Source organism: Streptomyces sulfonofaciens, assembly GCF_014656295.1.
In the GTDB taxonomy this organism is placed as follows: domain Bacteria; phylum Actinomycetota; class Actinomycetes; order Streptomycetales; family Streptomycetaceae; genus Streptomyces; species Streptomyces sulfonofaciens.
Genome location: NZ_BNCD01000004.1, coordinates 189697 through 215329, shown reverse-complemented (window position 1 = coordinate 215329; position 25633 = coordinate 189697). Strand labels below are relative to the sequence as shown.

Annotated in this window: 18 protein-coding genes; 9 read left to right on the top strand and 9 right to left on the bottom strand. The window is 71.5% G+C overall.

The features are described 5' to 3' along the window. Window positions 1-70: 70 nt before the first annotated feature. From arc to IE313_RS09015, 4 genes are all read right to left on the bottom strand, one after another. On the bottom strand, window positions 71-1837 hold the full coding sequence (arc, locus tag IE313_RS09030) for a proteasome ATPase (protein ID WP_189930449.1): 1767 nt from the start codon (window positions 1835-1837) through the stop codon (window positions 71-73). A gap of 699 nt (window positions 1838-2536) precedes the next feature. After that, the gene (locus tag IE313_RS09025) at window positions 2537-3142 is read right to left on the bottom strand and encodes a hypothetical protein (RefSeq protein WP_189930448.1); all 606 of its coding nucleotides are present in this window, start codon (window positions 3140-3142) and stop codon (window positions 2537-2539) included. A 446-nt stretch (window positions 3143-3588) separates the two neighbouring features. After that, a complete protein-coding gene (locus IE313_RS09020; protein WP_189930447.1) occupies window positions 3589-4491 on the bottom strand; it encodes a tRNA (adenine-N1)-methyltransferase in 903 nt (300 codons plus the stop codon). Between the two features lie 50 nt (window positions 4492-4541). Then, window positions 4542-6101 (bottom strand): site-2 protease family protein, encoded by a 1560-nt coding sequence (locus IE313_RS09015; RefSeq protein ID WP_189930690.1) that lies wholly within the window; start codon window positions 6099-6101, stop codon window positions 4542-4544. 109 nt (window positions 6102-6210) lie between these two features. Here IE313_RS09015 and IE313_RS09010 point away from each other — a divergent pair, with 109 nt between their 5' ends. Further along, window positions 6211-7329: a RecB family exonuclease gene (locus tag IE313_RS09010; RefSeq protein WP_229924488.1), complete on the top strand. Its 1119-nt coding sequence runs from the start codon at window positions 6211-6213 to the stop codon at window positions 7327-7329. A 14-nt stretch (window positions 7330-7343) separates the two neighbouring features. Then, window positions 7344-8015: a response regulator gene (locus IE313_RS09005; RefSeq protein ID WP_189930446.1), complete on the top strand. Its 672-nt coding sequence runs from the start codon at window positions 7344-7346 to the stop codon at window positions 8013-8015. A 51-nt stretch (window positions 8016-8066) separates the two neighbouring features. Here the strand turns inward: IE313_RS09005 and IE313_RS09000 are convergent, their stop codons facing one another. From IE313_RS09000 to metH, 4 genes are all read right to left on the bottom strand, one after another. Beyond that, a complete protein-coding gene (locus IE313_RS09000; RefSeq protein WP_189930445.1) occupies window positions 8067-9653 on the bottom strand; it encodes an ABC transporter substrate-binding protein in 1587 nt (528 codons plus the stop codon). Window positions 9654-9690: 37 nt separating this feature from the next. Further along, a complete protein-coding gene (locus IE313_RS08995) occupies window positions 9691-11295 on the bottom strand; it encodes an ABC transporter substrate-binding protein (RefSeq protein WP_189930444.1) in 1605 nt (534 codons plus the stop codon). Between the two features lie 398 nt (window positions 11296-11693). Then, complete coding sequence (locus tag IE313_RS08990; protein WP_189930443.1) at window positions 11694-12401, bottom strand: HAD family hydrolase; 708 nt, start codon at window positions 12399-12401, stop codon at window positions 11694-11696. Between the two features lie 192 nt (window positions 12402-12593). Beyond that, window positions 12594-16145: a methionine synthase gene (metH, locus tag IE313_RS08985; RefSeq protein WP_189930442.1), complete on the bottom strand. Its 3552-nt coding sequence runs from the start codon at window positions 16143-16145 to the stop codon at window positions 12594-12596. A 364-nt stretch (window positions 16146-16509) separates the two neighbouring features. Here metH and IE313_RS08980 point away from each other — a divergent pair, with 364 nt between their 5' ends. The 5 genes from IE313_RS08980 to IE313_RS08960 all read left to right on the top strand — a co-directional run bounded on the left by IE313_RS08980 (window position 16510) and on the right by IE313_RS08960 (window position 23066). Next, window positions 16510-17274 carry an IclR family transcriptional regulator gene (locus IE313_RS08980; protein ID WP_189930441.1) on the top strand — a complete coding sequence of 255 codons (765 nt, stop codon included), beginning with the start codon at window positions 16510-16512 and terminating at the stop codon, window positions 17272-17274. Between the two features lie 240 nt (window positions 17275-17514). Then, window positions 17515-18306 carry an MIP/aquaporin family protein gene (locus IE313_RS08975; protein ID WP_189930440.1) on the top strand — a complete coding sequence of 264 codons (792 nt, stop codon included), beginning with the start codon at window positions 17515-17517 and terminating at the stop codon, window positions 18304-18306. Between the two features lie 128 nt (window positions 18307-18434). Then, window positions 18435-19988 carry a glycerol kinase GlpK gene (gene glpK, locus IE313_RS08970; protein ID WP_189930439.1) on the top strand — a complete coding sequence of 518 codons (1554 nt, stop codon included), beginning with the start codon at window positions 18435-18437 and terminating at the stop codon, window positions 19986-19988. Between the two features lie 139 nt (window positions 19989-20127). Continuing rightward, window positions 20128-21753 carry a glycerol-3-phosphate dehydrogenase/oxidase gene (locus IE313_RS08965; protein ID WP_189930438.1) on the top strand — a complete coding sequence of 542 codons (1626 nt, stop codon included), beginning with the start codon at window positions 20128-20130 and terminating at the stop codon, window positions 21751-21753. Between the two features lie 254 nt (window positions 21754-22007). Next, window positions 22008-23066, top strand: a complete 1059-nt coding sequence (locus IE313_RS08960; RefSeq protein WP_189930437.1) for an LLM class flavin-dependent oxidoreductase — start codon at window positions 22008-22010, stop codon at window positions 23064-23066. A gap of 6 nt (window positions 23067-23072) precedes the next feature. Here IE313_RS08960 and IE313_RS08955 read toward each other — a convergent pair whose 3' ends face one another. After that, complete coding sequence (locus IE313_RS08955) at window positions 23073-23510, bottom strand: hypothetical protein (RefSeq protein WP_189930436.1); 438 nt, start codon at window positions 23508-23510, stop codon at window positions 23073-23075. Window positions 23511-23633: 123 nt separating this feature from the next. Here IE313_RS08955 and IE313_RS08950 point away from each other — a divergent pair, with 123 nt between their 5' ends. Both IE313_RS08950 and IE313_RS08945 read left to right on the top strand, forming a co-directional pair. After that, window positions 23634-24305 carry a FadR/GntR family transcriptional regulator gene (locus IE313_RS08950; protein ID WP_189930435.1) on the top strand — a complete coding sequence of 224 codons (672 nt, stop codon included), beginning with the start codon at window positions 23634-23636 and terminating at the stop codon, window positions 24303-24305. Window positions 24306-24500: 195 nt separating this feature from the next. Then, on the top strand, window positions 24501-25511 hold the full coding sequence (locus IE313_RS08945) for a PAC2 family protein (protein ID WP_189930434.1): 1011 nt from the start codon (window positions 24501-24503) through the stop codon (window positions 25509-25511). Window positions 25512-25633: the final 122 nt, after the last annotated feature.

Here is a 25633-nt window from a genome sequence, read left to right as displayed (position 1 = left end):
GGGTGGGTGACGGCTGGAAAAACAGTTGGCTGCGGGTACCCCGGTGAGGGCACCCGCAGCCACCCTGTGTTTACAGGTATTGTCCGGTGTTCGCCACCGTGTCGATGGAGCGGCCGGTGTCTGCGCCCTGCTTTCCGGTGACGAGGGTGCGGATGTAGACGATCCGCTCGCCCTTCTTTCCGGAGATCCTGGCCCAGTCGTCCGGGTTGGTGGTGTTGGGGAGGTCCTCGTTCTCCTTGAACTCGTCCACACATGCCTGGAGGAGGTGGGAGACGCGCAGGCCCTTCTGGTTCTGCTCGAGGAAGGCCTTGATGGCCATCTTCTTGGCGCGTCCGACGATGTTCTCGATCATGGCGCCGGAGTTGAAGTCCTTGAAGTAGAGGACTTCCTTGTCACCGTTGGCGTAGGTGACCTCCAGGAAGCGGTTCTCCTCGGACTCCGCGTACATCTGCTCGACCACGGACTGGATCATGCCCTGGACGGTGGCGCCCTTGTCGCTGCCGTGTTCTGCGAGGTCGTCGGCGTGCAGCGGGAGCCTGGCCGTGAGGTACTTGGCGAAGATGTCCTTGGCCGCCTCGGCGTCCGGCCGCTCGATCTTGATCTTCACATCGAGCCGGCCGGGGCGCAGGATGGCGGGATCGATCATGTCCTCGCGGTTGGAGGCACCGATGACGATCACGTTCTCCAGGCCCTCGACGCCGTCGATCTCGGCGAGAAGCTGCGGGACGATGGTGTTCTCCACGTCCGAGCTGACACCCGAGCCACGCGTACGGAAAAGGGATTCCATTTCATCGAAGAAGACGATGACGGGTGTGCCTTCGCTGGCCTTCTCACGGGCCCGCTGGAAGACGAGGCGAATGTGCCGCTCGGTCTCGCCGACGTATTTGTTGAGGAGTTCCGGCCCCTTGATGTTGAGGAAGTAGCTCTTTCCCGCGGGCTGGCCCGTGGCCTCCGCGACCTTCTTGGCGAGGGAGTTGGCGACGGCCTTGGCGATAAGGGTCTTGCCGCAGCCGGGCGGGCCGTACAGCAGGACGCCCTTGGGCGGCCGGAGCTCGTGCTCCTTGAAGAGGTCGGGGTAGAGGTAGGGGAGCTCGACGGCGTCGCGGATCATCTCGATCTGGCCGCCGAGACCGCCGATCTTGTCGTAGCTGATGTCGGGGACTTCCTCCAGGACGAGCTCTTCGACCTCGCTCTTCGGAATGACCTCGTACACATAGCCGGAGCGGGGTTCGAGCAGGAGCGCGTCACCGGGGCGGATGGTCACGTCGAGCAGGGGCTCGGCGAGTCGGACGACGCGTTCTTCGTCGGTGTGTCCGAGCACCAGGGCCCGCTCGCCGTCCTCGAGGATCTCCTTGAGGGTGACGATGTCTCCCGCGCGCTCGAACTCGAAGGCGTCGACCACGTTGAGTGCTTCGTTGAGCATCACTTCCTGGCCGCGCTTGAGTTCGTCGAGCTCGACACTCGGGCTGACGTTCACGCGGAGTTTGCGGCCGCCTGTGAAGATGTCGGCGGTGCCGTCCTCGTTGGCCGCGAGGAAGACGCCGAAGCCGGCCGGCGGCTGCGCGAGCCGGTCGACCTCCTCCTTGAGGGCCACGATCTGGTCGCGGGCCTCACGGAGCGTGTTGGCGAGTCGCTCGTTCTGCGCGGAGACGCCGGCCAGGTTGGTCTGCAGCTCGACGATCCGCTCTTCGAGAATCCTCGTGTGACGCGGAGAGTCGGCGAGCTTGCGGCGCAGGACGGCGATCTCCTGCTCAAGGTAGGCGATCTGTCCGGCCGGGTCCTCGGACCCTCGACCGGGCCGGATGCCGCGGTTCATGTCGTCGTCGTGGGCTGCCACGGTCCTCACCTCCTCCAAAGGGAGCTGGACGCTTCCTGACCCTACCTGGGTGGGTGTCGATTGAAACCCCTAGATCACAAAGACGGTCGGGGTGTGTCCGATCTTCACCCTTGCGCTCTCCCTCACGCCAGGGGAATACCCACCCAACTACGTTGGGACAACATCGGGAAGCTGACAGTTGTGTGGTTGGTGCGGTCAACACCCGTCCGCACTGGCCGGACTTGCTCGGCGAATGGCCGGCTTGTCGCGGCGTAGGACGGGGCGGAGAGACCGCTGGGCAGAAGACCGACGCCGGGTCGGGATATTCCGGTCCGGGGGTCCGGGCGGGTCAGGGCCTCGATGCGGGCGAGGGCGTCTGCGCCCAGTATGCGCCCGAGGTCCCGGGGCTGGGTATCGGTGGTCCGGCAGAGGCAGAGGGGAGGGGGGAACGGGGAGCGGCCCGCCGCTGCGGGAACCCCGGGCGACGGTGCCCGTGCCGGTTCCGTTTGCCGCGGGATGTCGGTGACTCCGCGAGGGAGCGTCCTGGAGAGTGTATCCATGCGCGGTGCATTTCGGACAAGGTGGAGATCCACGGCCCGAACGGTCGGGACGCGGAGTGACCGGTTCGCTGCGGGTGGCGATCTCCGCCGCCGGAGGCACCCGGCAGGACGGCCGCGTGCCCCGACCGCCGCCGCCGGCCCCTCGGTGGCGAGGTCCGGCTCAGACGGTGCGCGCCTGGGCCGGCGTGGAGCGCCGGAACGCCCCGTCGCGCCAGGTCCAGGCGGCCTTCTGCCGCTGGTCGGGGCAGCAGCTCGGCACATCGGGGGACGAGTAGCCGAGCAGGGTGGCGGTGACGGTGGCGTTGCGCACCGTGAGGCCGGTGACGGTGTCGCGGTCCCCGGGGTCGACGAGGGTGGCGACGACGCGGGCGGCGGCGCTCTGGTCGTCGGCGGGCGCGGTGAGTACGTAGAGGGCGTCCGGCGGGGTACCGGATCCCGCGTCGCAGTGCACGACGGCGAGGGTCTCGGGGCGGCCGTCGCCGTCGAGGTCGCCGGTGGCCGAGCTCTGCACGAGGGCCTTGGCCGGGCCGCACTCCAGGGGGTAGCTGACGGCGCCGGGGTCGGGAGCGGGGAGCGCGGTCGCGTGGGGGGCGGCTTTGGTGGTCGCGGATGCGCCCGATCGGGCGGCGGTGGCGGTGGCGGCGCCGGGCTGGAGGAAGCCGGAGAGGGCGACGACCGCGGCGACGGCCGTGGCGGTGGCGACCCAGTGGATGGGGCGGGTCGCGGTGTGTGCGAGTGCGAGTTCCGGGACAACGGATTGCTGCACTAGGAGGGTCTCCTGTGGAGGCTGTGCCGGCGGGGAGCAGGGGTCAGGCGGGGTGGGTGGCCAGCATGGTGCCATATCTCACAGGGCCGGGGAACGCCGGGGTGCCGGCGGGCTGCCGTTGCGTCAGGCAAACGGGAGGGCGGGTGCGGGAGCGGGCGTGCGGGGCCGGGGAGCGGGCGCGGGAGGGCGTCGGCGGCCGGGGCTCGCCCGCGCTTGCGAAGGGGCCGCCGTCCGGGCCCCGGGTGGGGAACTGGACGGCGGCCGGGTGGGGTTGCCGGTCGGCGGCGGTGATCCGGAGTGGTTCGGCGTGGGCCGGCGGTGATCGGCGGTGGCCGGTACCGGTGTGCGGGTGCACACCAGCCCCGGGCACGCACGCTTCCGCGGGTGCCGCACCGCTGCGCGCACTCGGAGCCGGAGGACCGCCGCCGCCCGCGGGCCCGGCGGTGCTAGCGGGGGGTGCCCCCGTCCGCGTTGGGGCCCGCGTAGTCCTCGCCGTAGGCACCCTTGGCGGGCCTGCGGCGGCGCATCGGGGGCTCCACCCCGTCGGCCAGGCGGCGGGCCGTGAGCAGGAAGCCGGTGTGTCCGATCATGCGGTGGTCGGGCCGGACGGCGAGGCCCTCGATGTGCCAGTTGCGGATCATCGTCTCCCAGGCCGTGGGCTCGTTGAAGCAGCCGATCTCGCGGATGGACTCGACGGTGCGCGCCAACTGGGTGGTGGTGGCGACGTAGGAGCAGAGGATGCCGCCGGGTACGAGGGCCTTGGAGACGGCGTCGAGGCACTCCCAGGGGGCGAGCATGTCGAGGATGACGCGGTCGACGTCCGTGTCCGAGAGGTGGTCCTGGAGATCGCCGATGGTGAGCTGCCAGGCGGGGTGGGGAGCGCCGAAGTAGCGTTCGACGTTCTGCCGGGCGATGTCCGCGAAGTCCGCGCGGCGCTCGTAGGAGTGCAGCATGCCCTGGTCGCCGATGGCCCGCAGCAGGAAGGCGCTGAGGGATCCGGAGCCGACGCCTGCCTCGACGACACGGGCGCCGGGGAAGATGTCGGCGAAGGACAGGATCTGTCCCGCGTCCTTCGGGTAGACCACGGCTGCACCGCGTGGCATGGACAGGACGTAGTCGGGGAGCAGGGGGCGCAGCGCCAGGTAGGCGACGCTCCCCGTGGTGCGGACAACACTGCCTTCGGGGGCGCCGATCAGCTCGTCGTGGGGGAAGGATCCCTTGTGGGTGTGGAAGTTCTTCCCGGCTTCGAGCGTGAACGTGTAGTGGCGTCCCTTGGGGTCGGTGAGCTGGACCTGGTCCCCGACCTTGAAGGGCCCGCGGCGGCGGGCGGCACCGGTCGGTTCGGACATGTGACCAGCCTACCGGTCGGCGGGACGGGCTCGGACCGCGCGGGCGGGGGTCAGCTCGGGCGGGCCATGGCCTTGACGAAGGCGCGCTCGACGTCGGCCGCGGACAGCACGCCGTAGATCTCGCCGGTCGCCTCCACGACGAGGTACTCGGTGGCGGGGGTGGTGCGCAGGACGTCGAGGAGCTCCTCCCCCGCCAGCTCGGCGGAGACGCGCATGCCGTCGGTGAGCTCCTGGGCCAGCCCGCTGACGGGGACCCAGGGACGGCGGTGCTCGGGGATGCCGACGATGGCGCTCTCACGCACGACGGCGAGGGGGCCGCCCTGGGGGTCGACGACGACGAGCGCGCGGGCACCCGCCTCGTTGGCGCGGCGCAGCGCTTCGGACAGGGGCGTGTCGCTCTGCACGGGGACGGCGCGCCGGGTGAGCGAGCGCGCGCGCAGTTCCGGCAGGTGCTCCCGGAGCCGGGCCATGCGCAGGCTGTTGCCGGCGCCGGTCCAGATGATGGCGGCGAGGATCGCGGCCAGCAGGGCGTTGGTGAGGGTGTCCATGCCGGTGGTGTCGGCGGCGCGCGAGCCGAGCGCGCCCGTCTGGGTGAGCAGCGGCAGGCCGACGAGGACGGCGACGGCGAGGGCACGGCCGACCCAGGCGGCGGCGACGGTGCCGGTCATGGGTTTGCCGCTGATCTTCCAGACGACGGCGCGGAGCATCCGGCCGCCGTCGAGGGGCAGGCCGGGCAGGAGGTTGAAGACGGCGACGATCAGGTTGGAGGCCATCAGCCCGGCGAGGAGCACACCGGGGACGGTGCCCGGTTCGACGATCTGCAGGACCGCGTAGAAGACGGCCGACAGGACGAGGGAGAGCAGGGGCCCCACGAAGGCGAGGGTGAACTCGCGGCCGGGTGTCTCGGACTCCTTCTCGATCTCCGAGACGCCGCCGAAGAACTGGAGCTGGATGCGGCGCACGGGCAGGTGGAAGCGGAGCGCGGCCACGGTGTGGGCGAGTTCGTGGATGAGGACGGAACCGTAGAAGGCGACCGCGAAGAAGAGGGAGACGAGGTAGCGGGCGGCGCCGAGCTCGGGCAGGACGCGTTCGAGCTGTCCGCCGAAGACCCAGGTGATGAGGGCGGCGACGAGGAACCAGCTCGGGGCGACGTAGACGGGCACGCCGAACGGGCGCCCCATGAGGATGCCGCCGCCCGGCCCCTGTTTGCGGGGCGGCCCGGGCTTGCCCGGCGGCGGGGTGGTGGTGCCGATGGGCTCTGGCGGCGGGCCACCGGTGCCGGCCCCGTCCGGGGGACCCGGGTACTCGCCGGATGCTGCTCGGGAGGTGTCCATGCCGGCGGGACCCGCGGCCGGCGCTCGATCTGCCGCCGCGCTGTCCGCTGCCTTCGGGGCGCCGGCGGTGTTCGCGGTGTCTGCGGTGTTCGCCGTGTCGGCGGTGCTCGCGGTTTCCTGGGTGTGCTCTGGGCGTGCCACGTTGCCCTCGGATTGCTGTGGGTGCTCTGTTCCTCCAGAACACCGAGGGGTCCCGGGGTGTTCCCGATCGGCGTCGCGGTCGTCCGTGCCGCCGTCGCCCGACAGCGGCTGCCCGCTCCCGCCGCTCTCGTCCACGATGTCCCCTCGTTCGAAGCGTTCCTCGCTCCTGATCATGCAGGGCGAGAGGGTCTGGCGTCGATGGTATGCGCCGGGGTGTCAGTGGCGGGTCGTAGGGTCTTGGCTCATGGAGAGCAGCGCGGCCGGCGTGGCCGGCACTGAGGGCGGGGGCGGTGCGGCCGGCGGGGAGCGCGGAGGCACCGCGCAGGACCGGATCGACCCGGCCGGGGTCGACGCAGTCGGCACGGGCGGCGCAGACGGGGCCGACGGCGCGGGCGGTGGCGAAGCCGCGGACGGTGCCGAAGGCGCGGGCGGGAGCGGCGCTGCGGGCGCAGGTCCGGCGGCGCGGCACGGGGCGGGCCGGGGCGGGGGCGCGGCGTGGCCGGCGTCGCTGTCGCCGTCGCGGGCCGGCGACTTCATGCAGTGTCCGCTGCTGTACCGCTTCCGGGTGATCGACCGGCTGCCGGAGAAGCCGAGCAGGGCGGCCACGCGGGGCACGCTGGTGCACGCCGTGCTGGAGCGGCTGTTCGACGCGCCCGCGGCGCAGCGCACCGCGCCCCGGGCGAAGTCACTGGTACCGGGGCAGTGGGAGCGGCTGCGGCAGGCCCGCCCCGAGCTTGCGGAGCTGTTCTCGGACGAGGGCGAGGAAGAGGCGGGCGCGAGCCTCTCGCGCTGGCTCGCCGAGGCCGAGGAGCTGGTGGAGCGCTGGTTCACGCTGGAGGACCCGACGCGTCTGGAACCGGCGGAGCGCGAGCTGTTCGTGGAGACCCGGTTGGACTCGGGCCTTCGGCTGCGCGGGATCATCGACCGGGTCGACGTCGCCCCGACCGGCGAGGTGCGCATCGTCGACTACAAGACGGGCAAGGCGCCGCGCCCCGAATACGCCCAGGGCGCGCTGTTCCAGATGAACTTCTACGCACTGGTGGTGTGGCGTCTGAAGGGGGTCGTCCCGCGCCGTCTCCAGCTCGTCTACCTCGGCAGTGGTGACGTGGTGACGCACGACCCGGTCCAGTCGGACCTGGAGGCGGTGGAGCGCAAGCTGCACGCGCTGTGGGAGGCGATCCGGCTGGCGACCGAGACGGGTGACTGGCGGCCGCGGCCCTCGAAGCTGTGTGGTTGGTGCGACCACCGTGCGGTGTGTCCGGAGTTCGGCGGCACTCCCCCGCCGTATCCGCTGCCCCTTGCCCTGCCGCTCGGGGCGGCTGGGTCGGGCGAGGGCCCGCAGGGCAGAATGGGGCCCCACTAGCGAAGGAGACACACGTGGCCATCCGCGTCCTGCTGGTCGACGACCAGCCGCTGCTGCGCACGGGCTTCCGGATGATCCTGGAGGCCGAGCAGGACATCGCGGTCGTCGGCGAGGCCGGGGACGGTCTGCAGGCCCTCGACCAGGTGCGGGCGCTGCAACCCGACGTGGTGCTGATGGACATCAGGATGCCGCGGATGGACGGTGTGGAGGCCACGCGCCAGATCGCGGGGCCGGGCCGGGACGGCCCGGCGAAGGTACTGGTCCTGACGACGTTCGACCTGGACGAGTACGTGGTGGAGGCGCTGCGGGCGGGGGCGAGCGGCTTCCTGCTGAAGGACGCTCCGGCGAACGAGCTGGTCCAGGCGATCCGGGTGGTCGCGGCGGGCGAGGCGCTGCTGGCGCCGAGCATCACCCGCCGGCTGCTCGACAAGTACGCGGGCCACCTTCCCTCGGGTGACGACCCGGTGCCCGACACTTTGCACACGCTCACGGAGCGCGAGGTGGAGGTGCTCAAACTGGTGGCACGCGGACTGTCGAACGCGGAGATCGCCGCGGACCTGTTCGTCAGCGAGACGACGGTGAAGACCCATGTCGGGCACGTGCTGACGAAGCTGGGTCTGCGGGACCGGGTGCAGGCCGCGGTCTACGCCTACGAGAGCGGTCTGGTCCGGCCGGGCGCGCAGTGACCGGTGCGGCCCGGGCGCCCTGGTGGCGCCGGGCCCGCCGGGTGCCGTGCCTCAGTCCTTGCTGATCTCCCAGAAGCGGAACACGGTCGAAGGGTCGAGGCAGTTCTCCACACCGTAGACGTTGCCGTGCACGACCGCGTACTGCTTGGCCTGCCAGACGGGCAGGATGGGCAGGTCGTCGGCGACGATGTCCTGGAGCCTGCCGTAGTCCCCGATGGTCGCGGTGCGGTCACTCCGCGCGTCGGTGCTCGGGATGATGTCCTTGGTGATCGTCCGGTTCTCGAAGTGGTTGTCGAGAACGTTGCCGGCACCGAAGAAGGGCTGGGTGAAGTTGTCGGGGTCCGGGTAGTCGGGCACCCATCCCTTGACGTAGACGCCGTACTTGCCGCTCTTGATGTCGCGCTGGTACTGGTCGAAGGCGACGGACTTCATGTCGGCGTCGAAGAGGCCGCTGGCGTTGAGCTGGTCGGCGATGGTCCTGAGCTCCTGGTCCGTCGCGGGACCGTAGCGGGACGGGGTGGACCACAGCGTGAGCTTGACCTTGCCGGTGATGCCGTCGGCGCGCAGCGCCTCCTCGGCCCTGGCCGGCTGCGGATGGGGGCCGTAGGTGTCGAAGAAGGCCGTGTTGTGGCCGACGATGCCCGCCGGGATGATCGAGTAGAGCGGGGTGGCGGTGTTGTCGTACACCTTGTTGATCAGGGCGTTCCTGTCGATCAGGTAGGCGATGGCCTTGCGTACGGCAAGCCTGCCGGCCACCGGGTCGGCCATGTTGAAGACGAGGTGCTGGACTTCGGCGCTGGTGCCCTCGACCACGTCGATGCCCTTGCTGTCGCTGGCGGCGTCCTGCTGGATGTCGGCGATGTCCTTGGCGGCCAGGCCGCGGTAGGCGAGGTCGACGTCGTTGTCGAGCAGCGCCTGCTTCAGGCGCTGCTGGTCGCCGTGGAAGAAGGCGAGGGTGACGCCGGAGTTGCGGACGTGGGCGGTGCCCTTGTACTGGGCGTTGATCCCGAAGACGGCCTGCTTCTTGCCGAACGAGTCCAGGGTGTAGGGGCCGGAGCCGATGGCCTTGCCGTCGGTGCGCAGCCGGTCGGCCGGGTAGGCGCGGTGGTCGACGATGGATCCGGCGCCGGAAGCGATCTTGCTGGGGAAGGTGGCGTCGGGGACCTTGAGGGTGAAGACGACGGTGTGCGCGTCGGGTGTCTCCACCTTGCCGAGCGTGGGGAACATGACGGCCGGACCCGCAGGATCGTTTATGCGCATCATCCGGTCGAAGGAGTACTTCACATCGGTTGCGGTGAGGCGGTCGCCGTTGCTGAACTTCAGTCCGTCCCGCAGGGTGCAGCGGTAGACCGTGCTGCGGGTGTTCGTGAACCCGCAGGAGCGGGCCGCTTCCGGTGCGGGCTCCGTGGCGCCCTTGGGGAAGCTGAGCAGCGACTGGAAGACGTTGTTGAACAGCAGCCAGGAGCCCGGGTCGTAGCCGGAGGCCGGGTCGGTCGCCAGCACGTCGTCGGACATGCCCACGACCACCGGCTCTCCCGTCCCGGCGGAGCCGCCCTGGTTGCTGCCGCAGCCCGTGAGGAGGGCCCCGGCCAGTCCGGCGGCGAGGACGAGGGCCGGCCACCGTTTGCGCAAGGTCATGTGCATGTGCTGTGTCTCGGTCGTTCTGCTCGGTGGGTCAGTCGCTGACGCCGCGGCTGAGCTCCCACAACTGGAGGTTCGATGAGGTGTCGAGGGCCCACTCGGCGCCCTGGATGTCATCGCGCGCGGCCACGTACTGCTTGCCCTGCCACAGGGGCAGCACCGGTACGTCGTCGGCGACGATGTCCTGGATCCGGGTGAGGCTGTTCGACGCGTTGAGCCGGTCCGCCTCACGACGGGACTGCGGTATCAGCTCGTCGCGGATGGTGCGGTTGGCGTAGGGCGAGGCGAGGAAGTTGTCCTTGTCGAGGAAGGGCGCGATGAAGTTGTCGGCGTCGGGGAAGTCGGGGAACCAGCCCAGGCCGTAGACGGCGTAGCGGCCCTTGAGCTGCTGGGCGCGGTACTGGTTCCAGGGCGTGCCCACGATGTCGGCACGGAAGAGTCCGCTGCTGTCGAGCTGCTGCCGCAGCGTCTCGAACTCCTTCTCGGTGGCGTGGCCGTAGTGGTCGGTGGTGTAGTGCAGCGTCAGCTTGACGGGGGTGCTGACACCGGCCTTCTTGAGGATGTCGCGGGCCTTGGCGGGGCTGGGGTTGCCGTAGGTGTTGAAGAAGGCGTTGGTGTGGCCGGTGATGGTGGCGGGAACCAGCGAGTACAGCGGCTCGGCGGTGCTCCCGTAGACGCGGGAGGCGAGGGCGCCGCGATCCACGATCTGCGCCATGGCCTGCCGGACGGCCTTGTTCTCGACGGGCGGCGCATCGGTGTCGAAGGCGAGGTAGCGGATCTCAAGGCCGGGTGACTCGACCAGGTTGACGCTGCCGCCGGGGTCTTCGGTGTACTTCTTTATCTGCTCGGGCGACAGGGTGCGCGCCATCAGGTCGATGTCACCCTTCTCCAGGGCCCGGCCCATGGCGTCCGGGTCCTCGGGGAAGCTGCGCAGCTCGACCCGGTCGCTCTTGGGGTGCAGGTCGCCCGTGTAGTGCGGGTTCTTGGTGAATACGGCCTTGACCAGGGTGCCCTTGACCGCCTGGGCCCGGAGCCGGTAGGGGCCGGAGCCGTCGACCTCGAAGCCGGTGCGGAGCCGGTTGGCGGGGTAGTGGGAGGGCTCGACGATCCCGGCGGCGGGGGTGGCCAGCTTGTAGGGGAAGGTGGCGTCCGGCGTCTTGAGGTGGAAGACGACCTTGCTGTCGCCCTGGGTCTCGACCACGTCGATGTTGGAGAGCAGGCCCGAGGGCCCGCCGTCGGCCTTGATGCGCAGCACCCGCTCGACGGAGTACTTCACGTCGGCGGCGGTGACGGGGTCGCCGTTGGCGAAGGCCAGCCCGGAGCGGAGGGTGCAGGCGTACCGCTCGTCCCCGGTGTCGGTGAAGCCGCACCGGCGGGCCGCCTCGGGCACCGGATCGCCGCCGCCCCTGGGCAGGGCCATCAGGGTCTGGAGGGTCTGGCGCAGCACGTTCCAGGCGCCCGCGTCATACGCGTAGGCGGGGTCGAGCGGGGCGGGCACCTCCTTGGAGACGGAGAACCGGTCGGTGGTGCCGACCACGATGGCCTTGTCGTCGCTACCGCCTCCGGATCCGCCGCAGGCGGCGAGTACCGGGGCGAGGAGGCCGACGACGGCCGGCAGCACCAAGGACCTGCGGTTCATCCTCGAATGTCTCCAGGGCTTTCGGTCCCGCGCCCCGGGCACGGAAAACGGTGCGCCGACGGGGCGGTGGGGGATGTGGCGGTCGCTGTCGCGACGAGATTAGTCCGCGCCCCCAAAGGCCCGACGGGGGCGGGCACCATCCCTCCGTTACCGTACGAGACCGGTCGTGGACACACCGAAAGCAGTACAGAGGAAGGTTTCGCACAGGACATCCGCAATCAGGACACAAGGACACCGACATGGACCGGTTCCCGCCGATGGCGGCATACGGAGGAGAACAGATCAATCCTCGACGACGTGGCAAAGATCACACGTCAAGCCATACAAAGCGGGCGTGCCGTCGCACACGGCAGCCCGCCGGGCCCGGGGCCCGGCGGGCGCAGGTGGCCGAAAAACGATCATGCACTCATGGGGAGTGCCATCAGGTCCCGCAGGAAGGCCAGGTCGACCTCTTCGAGGGACGCGACGATGGTGCGTCCGTCGGCCGGCGCGATGGGGGCGACGGACGGCACCGCGACGACCCGGCAGCCCGCCGCCTCCGCGGAGGCCACGCCGGTGGCGGTGTCCTCGATGACGGCGCACTCGGCCGGCTGCACACCAAGGCCGGCCGCGGCCAGCAGATACGGGTCCGGGTGCGGCTTGGTCCGTTCGACCTCGTCGCCGGCGATGGTCAGCCTGAAGTGCTCCGGGCCGAGCGAGACCAGGATGCGGTCCATGATGCGCCGGTGCGTGGCCGACACCAGGGCGGTCGGGATGTCGTGGGCGGCCAGTTCGGCCAGCAGCCGGCTCGCGCCCGGCATCAGTGGCAGCGCCCTGCCGATGCGCTCCTCGAAGCCCTGGTTCAGCAGCACGGTCAGCTCGGGGACGGTGAGATCGGCACCGGTGGACTCGATCAGGAAGGCAGCGCTGCGGGTCATGGGGCCGCCGACCACCACATGGCGCCATGCCTCGTCGAGGGCGTGGCCGAGGCCGCCGAAGACCTCGACCTCGACGTCCCACCAGAATCCCTCGGTGTCCACGAGCGTGCCGTCCATGTCGAGCAGCACGGCCCTTAAGGCGGATCCCTCGGCCATGTGGCTACCGACAGCGGGGACGGTACTTGTCATCCGGGTGCACCTCCGTGCGGGACGAGAACGCCGGTCGCCTCCCTGGCGGAGAGGCGACCGGCCGGCGCTGGACCGACCAGTGTACGGCTCCAGGACCGCGGTCGGGTGGTGTCGCCCGCCGCGTGCCGGAGCCGCACCGCACCGGGCCCGCCATGGTGGACCACGAAGAGCCCGGTGTGGCATACATCACATCTATCGGGCGTTGAAGTACTTCGCCTCGGGATGATGGATCACGATCGCGTCGGTGGACTGCTCGGGATGGAGCTGGAACTCCTCCGAGAGCCGCACGCCGATCCGCTGGGGTTCGAGCAGCTCGGCGATCTTCGCCCGGTCCTCCAGGTCGGGACAGGCCCCGTAGCCGAGCGAGAAGCGGGCACCGCGGTACTTCAGCGCGAACATGTCCTCGACGTCGGCGGGGTCCTCGCCGCCGAAGCCGAGCTCGGCGCGGACCCTGGCGTGCCAGTACTCGGCCAGGGCCTCGGCGAGCTGCACGGACAGGCCGTGCAGTTCGAGGTAGTCCCGGTAGGAGTCGGCCTCGAAGAGCCGGGCGGTGGCCTCGCCGATCCGGGAGCCGACGGTGACGACCTGCAGGCCCACGACGTCCTGCTCGCCGGAGTCCTCGGGCCGGAAGAAGTCGGCGAGGCAGAGGCGGCGGCCGCGGCGCTGGCGCGGGAAGGTGAAGCGGGTGCGCTCGTTGCCCTGCTCGTCGAGGATGATCAGGTCGTCGCCCTTGGAGACGCACGGGAAGTAGCCGTACACGGCGGCCGCTTCGAGGAGGTTCTCGGTGTGCAGCCGCTCCAGCCAGCCGCGCAGCCGGGGCCGGCCGTCCGACTCGACCAGTTCCTCGTACGAGGGCCCTTCGCCGGTGCGGGCCTGCTTGAGGCCCCACTGCCCCTTGAAGAGCGCACCCTCGTCCAGCCAGGAGGCGTAGTCGCCCAGCGGGATGCCCTTGACTACGCGGCTGCCGAGGAACGGCGGGGTGGGCACGGGGTTGTCGGTGGCGACGTCCGAGCGGACGGTGCCGACCTCGGGCCGCTCCTCGACCGCGGTCGCGGCGGCCCTGACGCGGCGCTGCCTGAGCTCGGGCAGCGCGGCGCCCGGCACCCCCCGCTTGACCGCGATGAGGGCGTCCATGAGGTGCAGGCCCTCGAACGCGTCGCGCGCGTAGCGCACCTCTCCCCCGTAGAGCTCGTGGAGGTCCTGCTCGACGTACGCGCGGGTGAGGGCGGCACCGCCGAGGATGACCGGGTAGTCGCTCGCGAGCCCGCGCTGGTTCAGCTCCTCCAGGTTCTCCTTCATGATCACGGTGGACTTGACGAGCAGTCCGGACATCCCGATGACGTCGGCCCGGTGCTCCTGCGCGGCGTCCAGGATCGCCGAGACGGGCTGCTTGATGCCGAGGTTGACGACGCGGTAGCCGTTGTTGGAGAGGATGATGTCGACGAGGTTCTTGCCGATGTCGTGCACGTCTCCGCGGACGGTCGCCAGCACGATGGTGCCCTTGCCCTCCGCGCCGCCCTCCTCGGACTTCTCCATGTGCGGTTCCAGGTGGGCCACCGCCGACTTCATCACCTCTGCGGACTGCAGGACGAACGGCAACTGCATCTGGCCGGAGCCGAAGAGCTCGCCGACCACCTTCATGCCGTCGAGCAGCGTGTCGTTGACGATGTCGAGCGCCGGACGGGTCTCCAGCGCACTGTCGAGATCCGCCTCCAGGCCGTTCTTCTCGCCGTCGATGATGCGCCGCTTGAGGCGCTCCTCCAGGGGGAGGGCGGCGAGTTCCTCGGCCTTGCCGGCCTTCATGGACCTGGTGTCCACGCCTTCGAACAGCTCCATCAGGCGCTGGAGCGGGTCGTAGGCGGGCTGGTCGCCCTGCTGGGGGCGGCGCCGGTCGTAGATGAGGTCCAGGGCGGTGCGGACCTGTTCCTCGTCGAGGCGGGCGATCGGGAGGATCTTGGAGGCGTGCACGATCGCCGAGTCGAGGCCCGCCTTGACGCACTCGTCCAGGAAGACGGAGTTGAGGACGATCCGGGCGGCGGGGTTGAGGCCGAAGGAGATGTTCGACAGGCCGAGCGTGGTCTGCACGTCGGGGTGGCGGCGCTTCAGCTCGCGGATCGCCTCGATGGTGGCGATGCCGTCGCGCCGCGACTCCTCCTGACCGGTGCAGATGGTGAACGTCAGGCAGTCGATGAGGATGTCGGACTCGAGCACGCCCCAGGTGCCGGTCAGATCGGCGATCAGGCGCTCCGCGACGGCGACCTTGTGCTCGACGGTGCGGGCCTGGCCCTCCTCGTCGATGGTGAGCGCGATCAGTGCCGCGCCGTGCTCGCGGGCCAGGGCGGTCACCTTGGCGAACCGGGACTCCGGGCCGTCGCCGTCCTCGTAGTTGACCGAGTTGAGTACGGCCCGGCCGCCCAGCTTCTCCAGGCCGGCGCGGAGCACGTCGACCTCGGTGGAGTCCAGCACGATCGGCAGCGTCGAGGCGGTGGCGAAGCGGCCGGCCAGCTCCGCCATGTCGGCGACGCCGTCCCGGCCGACGTAGTCCACGCAGAGGTCCAGCATGTGGGCGCCCTCGCGGATCTGCTCGCGGGCCATCTCCACGCAGTCGTCCCAGCGGCCTTCCAGCATGGCGGTGCGGAACTTCTTGGAGCCGTTGGCGTTGGTGCGCTCGCCGATGGCCAGGTACGCGGTGTCCTGGCGGAAGGGCACCGCCTGGTAGAGGGAGGCGGCAGCGGCCTCCGGGCGGGGGTCGCGGGGCGTGGGCGCGGTGCCGCGGACCCGCTCCACGACCTGGCGCAGGTGCTCGGGGGTGGTGCCGCAGCAGCCCCCGACGAGGGAGAGCCCGTACTCGCGGACGAAGGTCTCCTGCGCGTCGGCGAGGCCGTCCGGGCCGAGCGGGAAGTGCGCACCGTCCTTGCCGAGCACCGGAAGACCGGCGTTGGGCATGCACAGCAGCGGGATGCGGGAGTGACGGGTGAGGTAGCGCAGATGCTCGCTCATCTCGGCGGGCCCGGTGGAGCAGTTGAGGCCGATCATGTCGATGCCGAGCGGTTCGAGGACGGCCAGCGCGGCGCCGATCTCCGAGCCGAGCAGCATGGTGCCGGTGGTCTCGAAGGCGAGCGAGCACAGCACGGGGAGGTCGGTGCCGCTCGCCTCGATGGCGCGCCGGGCGCCCAGCACGGCTGCCTTGGTCTGCAGCAGGTCCTGGGTGGTCTCGACGATGAGCGCGTCGGCGCCGCCGGCGATCAGGCCCTCGGCGTTCTGCTGGAAGCCGTCGCGCAGCACCTGGTAGGGGGCGTGGCCGAGGGTGGGAAGCTTGGTGCCGGGGCCCATCGAGCCGAGCACCCAGCGCTGCTGTCCGGTCTCCTCGGTGACCGTGTCGGCGACGTCGCGGGCGATCCGCGCGCCCGCCTCGGAGAGTTCGTGGATGCGGTGGGCGATGTCGTACTCGCCCATGGCGGAGGCGTTGGCACCGAAGGTGTTGGTCTCCACGCAGTCGACGCCCACCGCGAAGTACTCCTGGTGGACGGAGCGGACGATGTCGGGGCGGGTCACGTTCAGGATCTCGTTGCAGCCCTCCAGGTCCTGGAAGTCCTCGAGGGTGGGATCCTGCGCCTGGAGCATGGTGCCCATGGCTCCGTCGGCCACCACGACGCGGGTGGCGAGGGCTTCGCGGAGGGCGGCGATGCGTGCCCGGCTTCCGGGGGCGGTCGGAGGGGTCGAGGGGGTCGGCGACGAGGCCATGAGAGTGCTCCCTGGATGCGACGGCTGTCGGCTTTGCGGCTTCCGGCGGGAAGACGCACCCGGCCAGCGTAGCGGGGAGTGGCTCCGTGGCGCCGGTCCGTCCAGGAGGCGGACGGGCGCACGGGGGGCGCTGGGTGCCCGTGGACGGGCCGGTGCGGGCGGGTGGAGCGGGCAGGATGCGCCGTACGGGTCGGGTGTGGGCCGACCGGGTGGGCGGGCGGGTACCGGACAGTGTTGGCCGACCGTTGGCGACAGGTCGGCAACGACCGATAGTGTTCAGCAATGCCGACCAGCCTCGTGCGGACGAGGCCGTGCGCAGGATGTGGCCCGGTGGAGGCCGTCCGAGGAACGGAGGCAGCAGGCGATGGCACGGAACATCCAGTCGCTCGAGCGCGCGGCCGCGATGCTGCGGCTGCTGGCGGGCGGCGAGCGGCGGCTCGGCCTGTCGGACATCGCCTCCTCCCTGGGCCTGGCCAAGGGCACCGCGCACGGCATCCTGCGCACCCTGCACGAGGAGGGCTTCGTCGAGCAGGACCCGGCCTCGGGCCGCTACCAGCTCGGCGCCGAGCTGCTCAGGCTGGGCAACAGCTACCTGGACGTGCACGAGTTGCGCTCGCGCGCGCTGGTGTGGACCGACGACCTGGCCCGCTCCAGCGGGGAGAGCGCATACCTCGGCGTGCTGCACCAGCACGGCGTGCTGATCGTGCACCACGTCTTCCGGCCCGACGACAGCCGGCAGGTGCTGGAGGTGGGCGCGATGCAGCCGCTGCACTCGACGGCCCTCGGCAAGGTGCTCTCGGCGTACGACCCGGTGGCGCACAGCGAGGCCCTGGAGGCGGAGCGCAAGCCCTACACGGCGCGGACCGTCAGCTCCGCGGAGGACTTCGAGGCGGTGCTGGACCTCACGCGCGCGCGTGGCTACGCCGCCGACATAGAGGAGACCTGGGAGGGCGTGGCGTCGGTGGCGGCGCCCATCCACGACCGGCGGCACATGCCGGTGGGCGCGGTGGGGGTCACCGGCGCCGTGGAGCGGGTGTGCCGTGCCGGGGAGCTGCGCCCGGAGCTGGTCGCGGCGGTGCGCGACTGCGCCCGTGCCGTCTCCCGGGACCTGGGCGCCGGACGTTTCTGAGCGGCGCCCACCGGGGATCGGTGAACGATCGGATTTTCGCCGCCCAGGGCCTTGACGGGCCAGTAACAGCGGAGCAAGACTCGCGTCCGACGGTCGGCATTGTCGAACACCTAACGGCAATACGCGCTAGAGTGTGGCAACGCCACGACCGCAACACCCTCATGTGATGAGGGGCGCGGACCACCGGGGCGGGAATCCTGGGGTTCGCCTTCCCCTGGACGAAGGACAAAGGAGTCGCGGGTGTCCAGCTCCGACATCTTCATCGGCGAGACCACAGGTACCGCCCTGCTCATCCTGCTGGGCGGTGGCGTCTGCGCCGCCGCCACGCTCAAGCGTTCCAAGGCGCAGAACGCCGGCTGGCTGGCGATCACCTTCGGGTGGGGCTTCGCGGTGCTGACCGGCGCCTATGTCGCGGGCGGCGTCTCCGGCGCCCACCTCAACCCGGCGGTCACCATAGGGCTCGCCATAGAGGGCGGCACCAAGTGGAGCGACGTCCCGCTCTACCTCGGCTCCGAGCTGCTCGGCGCGATCATCGGCGCGGTGCTGGTGTGGCTCGCCTACTACGGCCAGTTCCAGGCGCACCTCACCGATCCCGAGGTGCTGGCCGCCCAGCCCGGGCAGGAGGCCATGGTCGACCAGAAGGCGGCGCCCGCCGCGGGCCCGGTGCTCGGTGTCTTCTCCACGGGCCCCGAGGTCCGCAATGTCGTCCAGAACCTGATGACCGAGATCATCGCCACGTTCGTGCTGGTCATCGCGATCCTCACCCAGGGCCTCAATGACAGCGGCAACGGCCTCGGCACCCTCGGCGCCCTGATCACGTCGCTCGTGGTGGTCGGCATCGGCCTCTCCCTCGGCGGGCCCACCGGTTACGCCATCAACCCGGTGCGCGACCTCGGGCCCCGCATAGTGCACGCGCTGATCCCGCTGCCGAACAAGGGCGGTTCCGACTGGAGCTACGCCTGGATACCCGTCGTCGGCCCGCTGGTCGGCGGCGCACTCGCGGCCGGCCTGTACAACGTCGCGTTCGCCTGACGGACGCGGCGAGGCGCAGGAGCGTCACCCCGGGTCGTGCAACGGGGACCGCGGACGCCCCCTCGCCCGCGGGCCCGGGCACCACTCCCCCGAGCCGAGAAGCCACCCGAGAACTTCTGGAGCACACCGTGACCGACGCACCCACCACCGCTTCCCACTCCCACGGCGAAGGGCCGTTCATCGCCGCCCTCGACCAGGGCACCACGTCCAGCCGCTGCATCATCTTCGACCGGGACGGCCGGATCGTCTCCGTCGACCAGAAGGAGCACGAGCAGATCTTCCCGCGGCCCGGCTGGGTCGAGCACAACGCCACCGAGATCTGGCGCAATGTGCAGGAGGTCATCGCGGGTGCCATCACCAAGGCGGGCGTCACCCGTGCCGACATCCAGGCGATCGGCATCACCAACCAGCGCGAGACCACCCTGCTGTGGGACCGCAAGACCGGTCAGCCGGTGCACAACGCCATCGTGTGGCAGGACACCCGCACCGACGCGCTCTGCAAGGAGCTCGGCCGCAACGTCGGCCAGGACAGGTTCCGCCGGGAGACCGGCCTGCCGCTGGCCACCTACTTCGCCGGGCCGAAGGTCCGCTGGCTGCTCGACAACGTCGAGGGCCTGCGCGAGCGTGCCGAGGCGGGCGACATCCTCTTCGGCACCATGGACTCCTGGGTCATCTGGAACCTGACCGGTGGTGTCAACGGCGGGCGCCACGTCACCGACGTCACCAACGCCTCCCGCACCCTGCTGATGAACCTGCACAGCATGGAGTGGGACGAGCGCATCTGCAGCTCCATCGGCGTGCCCCCGCAGGTGCTGCCCGAGATCCGCTCCTCGGCGGAGGTGTACGGGGAGGTCAGGGGCGGGACACTGGGCGAGCTGCTGCGCGGGGTGCCGGTCGCGTCCGCGCTCGGCGACCAGCAGGCGGCGCTGTTCGGCCAGACCTGCTTCGACGAGGGCGAGGCCAAGTCCACGTACGGCACCGGCACGTTCATGCTGATCAACACCGCCCACAAGGCCATCAACTCCTACTCGGGCCTGATCACCACCGTCGGCTACCGCATCGGTGACCAGCAGGCGGTGTACGCCCTGGAGGGCTCCATCGCCGTGACCGGCGCCCTGGTGCAGTGGATGCGCGACCAGATGGGCCTGATCAGCACCGCCGCCGAGATCGAGACGCTGGCGTCCTCCGTGGAGGACAACGGCGGTGCCTACTTCGTGCCGGCCTTCTCCGGGCTCTTCGCGCCGTACTGGCGCTCCGACGCGCGCGGGGTGATCGCCGGGCTCAGCCGGTACGTCACCAAGGCACACATCGCGCGTGCCGTGCTGGAGGCAACCGCGTGGCAGACCAAGGAGATCGCCGACGCGATGAAGAAGGACTCGGGCGTGGAGGTGAGTGCCCTCAAGGTCGACGGCGGAATGACCGCAAACAACCTGCTGATGCAGACCCTCGCCGACGTCCTCGACGCGCCCGTGGTGCGTCCGATGGTCGCGGAGACGACGGCGCTCGGCGCCGCCTACGCCGCGGGGCTCGCCACCGGCTTCTGGCCGGACGTCCACGCGCTGCGGGCCAACTGGCGGCGGGCCGCGGAGTGGACGCCGGCCATGGACGCCGAGACCCGCGACCGCGAGTACAAGCTCTGGCTCAAGGCCGTCCAGCGGACCATGGGCTGGCTGGAGGACTGAGGCACCGGCGGCCACGGGACCGGGACCGGCAGCGCAGCCGTTGCGCCGGCCTCGTGGCCGCAACCAGGAGCACCGTGCGAGGGCGCCGAGCGCGTCCCGTGCCGTGCGCGACGCACCACGAGCATGGGGAGACACCACCATGACCACCCTGCAGAGCGTCCCCGCCGCGCAAGGGACCCGGCCGGCGGCCGGACCCCGGGCGGCGCGGGGCACGGACAGCCGTGCCGAGACCCGGGAGCGGCTGTCCCGCGCGACGTACGACCTCCTGGTGATCGGCGGCGGGATCCTCGGGATCTCGACCGCCTGGCACGCCGCCCAGTCCGGACTGCGGGTGGCCCTGGTGGACGCGGGCGACTTCGCCTCGGCCACCTCCTCTGCCTCCTCCAAGCTGCTGCACGGCGGCCTTCGGTACCTGCAGACCGGCGCGGTGCGGCTGGTGGCGGAGAACCACCTGGAGCGCCGTGCGGTGGCCCGCCAGATAGCCCCGCACCTGTCCAACCCGCTCCGCTTCTACCTGCCGGTCTACCAGGGCGGCCCGCACGGCGCGGCGAAGCTGGGCGCGGGTGTCCTCGCCTACTCGGCGCTGTCCGCGTTCGGTGACGGCGTGGGCCACCTGCTCAGCCCCGCCAGGGCCCGCCGGGACGTGCCCGAGCTGCGCACGGAGAACCTGAGGGCGGTGGCCGTGTACGGCGACGACCAGATGAACGACGCGCGCATGGCTTTGATGACGGTGCGTGCGGCGGTGGACGCCGGCGCCGTCGTGCTGAACCACGCCGAGGTGATGGGGCTGCGCCGGACGCTCGGCCGGGTCACGGGCGCGGACGTGAAGGACCGCAGGGACGGCACCGAGTTCGGGGTGAACGCCCGGCTGGTGCTCAACGCCACGGGACCCTGGGTCGACCACCTGCGGCGGATGGAGGATCCGGGCGCGGCGCCCTCCATCCGGCTGTCGAAGGGGGCGCACCTGGTCCTCAAACGCACCTCCCCGTGGCGCGCGGCCCTGGCCACGCCGATCGACAAGTACCGCATCACGTTCGCGCTGCCCTGGGAGGACATGCTCCTGCTGGGCACCACGGACGAGGCGTACGAAGGCGATCCCGCGGACGTGGCTGTCACCGACCGGGACGTCACGCAGATCCTGGACGAGGCCGCCCTCTCGCTCCGCGACCGGCAGGTGTCCCGCGATCTGATCACCTACTCCTTCGCCGGTCTGCGGGTGCTGCCCGGCGGGCCCGGCGACACCGCGAAGGCCAGGCGGGAGACGGTGGTCACCGAGGGCAGGGGCGGCATGCTGTCGGTCGCGGGCGGCAAGTGGACGACGTTCCGGCACATCGGCCGCACCGTGCTGGCCACCCTGCAGACGCTGCCCGGCAGCCCGCTGGGCGAGGACTTCGAGCCGGTGTCCCGGCTGCCCAAGCGGATGCCGCTGCCCGGGGTGGCCAGCCCGCGTGCGGTCACGCACCGGCTGCTGGTGGACCACCCGGTGCCCGGCCGGGAGCTGGCGCCCGACACCGCTAGGCATCTCGCCACCCACTACGGCTCGCTCGCCCTCGGCATCGCCCGCCTCGCCGACGAACATCCCGAGCTGGCCGAGCGCATCCACCCCGACGCCCCGGAGATCTGGGCGCAGGTCGTGCACGCCCGGGACAACGAGTGGGCCGAGACCGCCGACGACGTGCTGCGGCGGCGCACCACCCTCACCATCCGCGGCCTGGCCGACGACCGGATCCGCGCCGAGGTGCAGCGCCTGCTCGACCAGCGGTGACACGGTGCGCGGCCGGCGCCGCGGCACGGGCCGCGGCGCCGCGCCGACGCCGTCCGGCCACCGCGGGCGGTCCCGCCGTGGCCGCCCGCGGTGCGCCCGGCCGCGCCGCCACAGTGCGGACACACCCGTGCAACGTGCCGCGGCGATCGTGGAGGGATGCCCCGGTGCTCCGCTCGTGTCCCGCAGGCAGGGCCTTCCCGTACGGTCCGGTCGCCGGGCGGAGCGCCGGCCGTCCGCAGAGCTGGAGGAAGCCCGTGAAGTTCCAAGTGCTCTCCCTCATCGGCCGGGCCCCGCATCCGCTCACCGGTGCGCTGCCCTCCCCCGCCGACCGGTTCGAGGAGGTGGTCGAGGCGGGTGTGGTGGCGGAGCACCTCGGGTTCGACGCGTACGCGGTCGGTGAGCGCCACGCGGGCGCCTTCCTGTCGTCGGCGCCCACGGTGGTGCTCGGCGCGCTGGCCGCGCGTACCTCGCGGATCAGACTGCTCACGGGGGTGACCGTGGTGGCGGTCCTGGATCCGGTGCGGGTGGCGGAGGACTACGCGACGCTCGACCAGCTCTCCCGCGGCCGGCTGGAGCTGGTGATCGGCAAGGGCGCGGAGGCGGGCCACTTCGACCTCTTCGGGCTCCCGGAGGAGCGGCAGTGGGACCTCCAGAAGGAGAAGTACGAGCTGCTGCGCCGGCTGTGGCGCGAGGAGAACGTCGACTGGCAGGGCGAGTTCAGGCCGCCGCTGAAGAACGCGACGACCATTCCGCGGCCCTACGACGGCCCCCCGCGGGTCTGGCACGGCTCCGCGACCAGCCTCGACTCCCCCGAGTTGGCGGCCAGGCACGGCGATCCGCTGTTCACCGCCAACGCCGTCCAGCCGCGCCCTGCCTACGCCCGGCTGGTCGAGCACTACCGGGAGCGGTTCGAGGCGTACGGGCACGATCCCGCGGACGCCCATGTGGCGGCCGGCTCGGGCGGGCTGCTCATCGCGGACACCCCCGAGCAGGCGGTGTCGCGGTACAAGGAGCTGTACGAGGCGCGGGTGCGGCAGGCGTACAAGCCGCACCTGGCGGGCCGGGCGGGCTACAACACGCCGTTTCGCACCATCGAGGAGGCGATGGCGCACGGCCCGCAACTGATCGGTTCTCCCGAGCAGATCATCGAGAAGATCCTCGCCTTCCACGAGGTGTACCGGCACGACCTCCAGTCGATCTCGGTGGACGGCCAGGGCCTGTCGCGCGGTGAACAGGTGGAGATGCTCCAGCGGTTCGCGGAGGAGATCGCCCCCGTGCTGCGCGGCCAGGTGCCGAGCATGCTGTGGCAGTGAGCGCGCTCAGCCCTGCCGGCGGCCCTGGGAGAAGCGGACGAAGGCGGCCGCGATGTCCGGGGGCACGGCCCTGCGCAGGCCGGCCGGCAGGACCAGGTGCCGGCCGGCGCGGCCCCGGAACGCACGCGGCGGCCCGGGCGCGCCGGGCCTGAGCCGCACGTGCGGGCCGTAGGCGCGCCGGCCGAGGCCCCTGCCGCGGACCTGGCGGACGCGCACGGCCTCGACGTCGGGCCATGCGCAGGCCCTGCGATGGCGGCCCGTGACGGCCGCCACCCCCTGCGCGTCGGCCCGCAGGCCGCCGGGCGTCTTCGGCAGCGCGAGCGCCACGAGGGTGAGCAGCAGGGCGAGGGCGGGCCGGAAGAGCACACCGGCCCAGCACGACGGGGCGTCCCAGTTGCCGGTGCCGTCAGCCGAACCGGTCGGGGCCGCGGCGGAGTTGGCCACCGGGCGGCGGCCGGGCGGGGCGGCGGCATGCGGCGCCGAGCGTCCCGGGGCGGCGGCCGGCCGCGTCCGCCACCCGCAGTAATGTGACCCAGACATCGGAGGTCTTACCGGAGGGACGGGGCCATGGCTGTCACCGACGAGGCGATCGAGAAGATCAAGGGGATGATCGTCTCCGGCGCGCTGCGCCCCGGCGACCGGCTGCCCAAGGAGAGCGAGTTGGCGGCGGACCTCGGGCTGTCCCGCAACTCGCTGCGGGAGGCGGTGCGCGCGCTGTCGCTGATCCGCATCCTCGACGTGCGCCAGGGCGACGGCACCTATGTGACGAGCCTGGATCCGCAACTGCTGCTGGAGGCCCTGAGCTTCGTGGTGGACTTCCACCGCGACGACACGGTCCTCGAGTTCCTGGCGGTGCGCCGGATCCTGGAGCCGGCCGCGACGGCGATGGCCGCGTCCCGGATCGGCGGGGCGCAGCTCGATGCGCTGACGCTCCAGCTCGACGCGCTGGGCGGGGCGCCGTCGGTGGAGGAACTGGTCGCCTGCGACCTGGAGTTCCACCGCGGCATCGTGCAGACGTCAGGGAACTCGGTGCTGTGCTCGCTGCTGGACGGGCTGTCGGGGCCGACGACGCGCGCCCGCATCTGGCGGGGCCTGACCCAGGAGGACGCGGTCAGCCGGACCCTGCACGAGCACCGCGCGATCCTCGGGGCGCTGCGCGACCGGGACGCGGAGGCGGCCAGGTCGTGGGCGACGGTGCACATCGCCAGTGTGGAGCAGTGGCTGCGCTCCACTCTCTGAGGGCGACCGGACGGTCACGCGGTGTGTCCGGCTGCTGGTGCGCCATGCCGTCGCCGGGTGCCGGGCACGTGCAGTGTACGCGATCTTCGTCGGGGTGGTGATCGGTTCACTCACCCGCGCAAAGGGGCTGCGGAGGGGGCCCGCCGGGGCCGTAAGGTTGGGACGTACGCGAGGTACGTCGGAAGGAGGCACTGGGTGATCGAGCTCGACGGGGTTCCCGAGCTGGTCGACCCGGTCATGGTGGCGGCGTTCGAGGGTTGGAACGACGCGGGCGACGCCGCCTCCACCGCGGTCGCGCACCTGGAGCGGGAGTGGAAGGGCGAGGTGTTCGCGGCGCTGGACGCCGAGGACTACTACGACTTCCAGGTCAACCGTCCCACGGTGTGGCTGGACGGCGGGATCCGCAAGATCACCTGGCCGACGACCCGGCTCTCGGTGGTCAGGGTGGGCGGCGAGAAGCCGCGTGACCTGGTGCTGGTCCGGGGCATCGAGCCGTCCATGCGCTGGCGCTCGTTCTGCAACGAGCTGCTGGGTTTTGCGCACGAGCTGGGCGTGGAGCTGGTGGTGGTACTGGGGGCGCTGCTCGGCGACACCCCGCACACCAGGCCGGTCCCCGTCAGCGGTGTCACCTCGGATCCGGACCTGGCCCGCACGATGAACCTGGAGGAGACCAAGTACGAGGGCCCCACGGGCATCGTCGGCATCCTCCAGGAGGCGTGCACCCATGCGGGAGTGCCCGCCGTGAGCCTGTGGGCGGCCGTGCCGCACTACGTCTCGCAGCCACCGAATCCCAAGGCCACCCTGGCGCTCCTCAACCGCCTGGAGGACCTGATCGACCTGCGCATCCCGCTGGGCGAGCTGCCCGAGGACGCCCGGGCGTGGCAACTGGGCGTGGACCAGCTCGCGTCCGAGGACAGCGAGGTCGCGGAGTACGTGCAGACGCTGGAGGAGGCGCGGGACACCGCCGACCTGCCGGAGGCGTCCGGCGAGGCCATCGCGCGCGAGTTCGAGCGTTATCTCCGCAGGCGGGACGGCGGCGGGCCCGGGCCCGGGCCCGGCGGTACGGCGGGAGGCCACGCCACGGACGGCGGCGAGGGGTCGTCGTACCTCCGCGACAACCCGAGCGGCCGGACCCGGCCGCCCAAGCCGCCGCGCCGGGGCGACGACGACGGCGACGGCGACGGCGGGGACACCCAGGACGAGTGAGCCGCGCCCCGGCGGGGCGCGGGGGCGGAGCGGGCAGCACCCTGCCCGCCGTCCCCCGCTCTGAGGACACTGCGGCCGCGCCCGGTCATCCGCGGGACCGCCCCCCGTCGCGCTGATGCAAC

Coding starts and splice junctions, on each gene's coding strand:
- IE313_RS09000 (WP_189930445.1), bottom strand. CDS start 9,653: ATGACCTTGCGCAAACGGTGGCCGGCCCTCGTCCTCGCCGCCGGACTG.
- IE313_RS08950 (WP_189930435.1), top strand. CDS start 23,634: ATGGCTGTCACCGACGAGGCGATCGAGAAGATCAAGGGGATGATCGTC.
- IE313_RS08980 (WP_189930441.1), top strand. CDS start 16,510: ATGGCACGGAACATCCAGTCGCTCGAGCGCGCGGCCGCGATGCTGCGG.
- IE313_RS08990 (WP_189930443.1), bottom strand. CDS start 12,401: ATGACAAGTACCGTCCCCGCTGTCGGTAGCCACATGGCCGAGGGATCC.
- metH (WP_189930442.1), bottom strand. CDS start 16,145: ATGGCCTCGTCGCCGACCCCCTCGACCCCTCCGACCGCCCCCGGAAGC.
- IE313_RS08995 (WP_189930444.1), bottom strand. CDS start 11,295: ATGAACCGCAGGTCCTTGGTGCTGCCGGCCGTCGTCGGCCTCCTCGCC.
- IE313_RS09020 (WP_189930447.1), bottom strand. CDS start 4,491: ATGTCCGAACCGACCGGTGCCGCCCGCCGCCGCGGGCCCTTCAAGGTC.
- IE313_RS08965 (WP_189930438.1), top strand. CDS start 20,128: ATGACCACCCTGCAGAGCGTCCCCGCCGCGCAAGGGACCCGGCCGGCG.
- IE313_RS09010 (WP_229924488.1), top strand. CDS start 6,211: ATGGAGAGCAGCGCGGCCGGCGTGGCCGGCACTGAGGGCGGGGGCGGT.